The sequence below is a fragment of the Halomonas sp. HP20-15 genome, assembly GCF_033446685.1.
Classification (GTDB): Bacteria; Pseudomonadota; Gammaproteobacteria; order Pseudomonadales; family Halomonadaceae; genus Modicisalibacter.
Genome location: NZ_JAWQLY010000027.1, coordinates 1 through 3107, shown reverse-complemented (window position 1 = coordinate 3107; position 3107 = coordinate 1). Strand labels below are relative to the sequence as shown.

Here is a 3107-nt window from a genome sequence, read left to right as displayed (position 1 = left end):
TCCGACCAGGTGTTGCAGATGCCGATGATCGGCTTGCCCTGGAACTCGTGATCGGGAATGCCCTGGTTCTTCATCCAGCTGCGGTACATGAAGCCGTTCTTGTCGGCCGTGCCGAACCAGGCGGCCGAGCGCAGCGGCTTTTCTCGAGAACGCAGCGGTCTGGCTTGAGAGCGCGGCGGGCGCTTTTCATCGGTCATTGCAATCTCCTTCACGGTCGAGGCATCGGCAGCGCACTCTCCCGACGGTGTCGCTGACATGTTCGTTTTCGGAATGTCCTCAAGGTAAGCGGCACGCCGATAACCTCAAAATATTAAAATTGGTCAATCTTGATATAAAAAAGTGTATCTAAAAAAATTCACGGCTGGCTGCAATGTCTTTCAGCCCCCTCGCCGAAATACGCTGCCAAGCTACCGAGTGGCGCCACGCTGCGGCTGGCAAGCCGAAGCAGCGCGTCATTCGACAGACTATGCTTCCTAGGTCAGGAATGGCGATTCGAGCCACTCCCTACGAAAGTATATGTTGAACATATATACCCTATGTTCAACATTTAGGGCCACTCTGATCGAAGACAACATTCGGCTGAATAGGCTCGTAACCATGCACACCCACGCACTGCTGCCCCGGAATCTGCCCGACAATCGTCTGCTCGGCCGACTCTGGGACCCCCAAAGCCAGGGGCCGCGACTGGTCACGGTGCGGAGTGGCTGGCTGCACGACGTCAGCGCATTGGCGCCGACGCTCAGCGCGCTGCTCGAGCGCGACGACCTGACGGCGTGCCTCGAGGCGGCAGCCGACGCCCCGCTGGTAGCCGTGGATGAGTGCCTGACGAACTCGCTCGGCGCGCAGGGCGACCCCGCCCGCCAGCACCTGATGGCCCCCTGCGACCTGCAGGCGATCAAGGCCTGCGGAGTGACGTTTGCCAGTTCGATGCTCGAGCGGGTGATCGAGGAACAGGCCCGCGGCGATGCCAGCCTGGCGGCTTCGATCCGCGAAACCGTCGAGGAATTGATCGGCGACGATCTCTCGCGCCTCGCGCCGGGGTCCGAAGAGGCCGCCACGCTCAAGCGCCGGCTGATCGATCTGGGCGTATGGTCGCAGTATCTCGAGGTCGGCATCGGCCCCGACGCCGAGGTCTTCACCAAGGCCCAGCCGATGTCGGCGGTGGGCTTCGGCAGCCAGGTGGGCATCCACCCGGCCTCGGCCTGGAACAACCCCGAGCCCGAAGTGGTGCTCGCCGTGGACTCGCGTGGTCGGGTGCGCGGTGCAGCGCTCGGCAACGACGTCAATCTGCGCGATGTCGAGGGCCGCTCGGCGCTGCTGCTCGGCAAGGCCAAGGACAACAACGCCTCCTGCGCCATCGGCCCCTTCGTGCGGCTGTTCGACGAGGACTTCGGCATCGACGACGTGCGCCGCATGGAGGTGCATCTCGAGGTCGAAGGCAGCGACGACTATCGCCTCGAGGCGATCAGTTCGATGGCCCAGATCAGTCGCGATCCGCTCGACCTGGTCGAGCAGACGATCGGCGCCCACCACCAGTATCCGGACGGCTTCCTGCTGTTTCTGGGCACGCTGTTCGCGCCGACCCAGGACCGTGGCGAGCCGGGCAGCGGCTTCACTCACAAGATCGGTGACCGCGTCACCATCGCCGCGCACGAACTCGGCGCCCTGATCAATGCCGTCGAGCGCTGCGACCGGATTCGCCCCTGGCAGTTCGGCAGCGGCGCCCTACTCGATTATCTGACCCGGCGAGATACCGGCCGGAGCTGATCGGCCCGTGCTGAACGGGCTCGGGCTCGACGCTCCGCGTCGGCCCATCCATCCCCTCCGGGGGCTCATGTCCAACGCTCGCGTTCATAACAACAAGCATCACTTGGAGAAAAGCATGTTCAAACTCAAACAGCTCGTAGTTGCCACCAGTTCGATAGTATTGATGGGACTCTCCGCCGCCCAGGCCGCCGAATACGATTGGAAGTTCCAGGCCTCGGAGACCTCCGGCGAACCCAGCTTCAAGATCAAGCAGGAGTGGGCCAAAAAGATCGAGACCATGACCGACGGCAAGGTCCACATTGAGGTATTGCCGATCAACTCGATCGTCGGTCCCACCGAGACCCTGCAGGCCGTGTCTTCGGGCATCCTGCAAGGCCACATGACCGACCCCAGCTACTTCTCCGGTCAGAACCCCGCCTACGGCATGCTCGGCAACCTGGTCGGCGCCTGGAGCGATCCCTACGACTTCCTCGAGTACATGAAGTATGGCGGTGGCGAAGAACTCTACAACGAGCTGACCGAACCCTACGGCGCCCATCTGATCTCGGCGGCCACCTTCCCGCTCGAATCGATCCCGTCGAGTGTCGAGATCGATTCCATCGAAGACTTCAAGGGCCTCAAGATTCGCGCCCCCCAGGGCATGGTCTACAACATCTTCGAGCGCATCGGGGCCGCGCCGGTCAACCTGCCGGGCTCCGAGGTCTACACCGCGCTCGAGAAGGGCGTGATCGACGCCGCCGACTCCACGGTGCTGTCCAACAACGACGCCCAGGGCATTCACCAATTCGCCCCTTACCCGCTCTACCCGGGTTTCCACTCCATGCCGATGATCGCGGTCTCGCTGAACAAGGAGATCTGGGACGGCCTGCCCGAGGACCTGCAGGTCACCCTGAAGACGGCCTTCGACCGCATGGCCTACGACCTGATCGCGCGACTCAAGGAGCAGGACATCCAGACGCTCCAGAAGCTCAAGGAAGATCCCAACATCCATCCGATCGACCTGTCACCGGAAGAGCGCAAGAAGTTCCGCCAGGCCGCCGAGAAGGAATGGAAGGAGTGGGCCGGCAAGAACGAGATGACCCAGAAAGTCTACGACTCCGCCACTTCGTTCCTGAAATCCCGCAACCTGCTGTAACGACGGGCCACAGACGCAATCGAGGGGCCGACCGTGTCGGCCCCGTTTCTCCGTCTCTTGAACCTCGCGGCGCCAACGGCGTCGCGTGGAGGAACCATGTCCCCCGCTCCCTCCAAACATCCTAACCTCGACGACCCGGACGCGGCGCTGGCCCAGGTCCGCAGCCGCGAGGAAGGCGCCCCGCCGGTGCGCAGCGCCTTCGACC

General features: G+C 63.0%; 2 protein-coding genes and 1 pseudogene. 2 read left to right on the top strand and 1 reads right to left on the bottom strand.

The window, feature by feature from the left end; genetic code table 11:
* Positions 1 to 197: pseudogene (locus R6258_RS18665) on the bottom strand (dihydroxy-acid dehydratase); the annotation flags it as partial.
* 400 nt (positions 198 to 597) lie between these two features.
* On the opposite strand from R6258_RS18665, the gene R6258_RS18660 reads away from it, so the two are divergent.
* Both R6258_RS18660 and R6258_RS18655 read left to right on the top strand, forming a co-directional pair.
* Complete coding sequence (locus tag R6258_RS18660) at positions 598 to 1767, top strand: fumarylacetoacetate hydrolase family protein (protein ID WP_318453443.1); 1170 nt, start codon at positions 598 to 600, stop codon at positions 1765 to 1767.
* A gap of 115 nt (positions 1768 to 1882) precedes the next feature.
* On the top strand, positions 1883 to 2902 hold the full coding sequence (locus R6258_RS18655) for a TRAP transporter substrate-binding protein (RefSeq protein WP_318453441.1): 1020 nt from the start codon (positions 1883 to 1885) through the stop codon (positions 2900 to 2902).
* Positions 2903 to 3107: the final 205 nt, after the last annotated feature.

Excerpts from the sequence above, each read along its gene's own strand:
- R6258_RS18655 (WP_318453441.1), top strand. The coding sequence starts at position 1,883 with ATGTTCAAACTCAAACAGCTCGTAGTTGCCACCAGTTCGATAGTATTG.
- R6258_RS18660 (WP_318453443.1), top strand. The coding sequence starts at position 598 with ATGCACACCCACGCACTGCTGCCCCGGAATCTGCCCGACAATCGTCTG.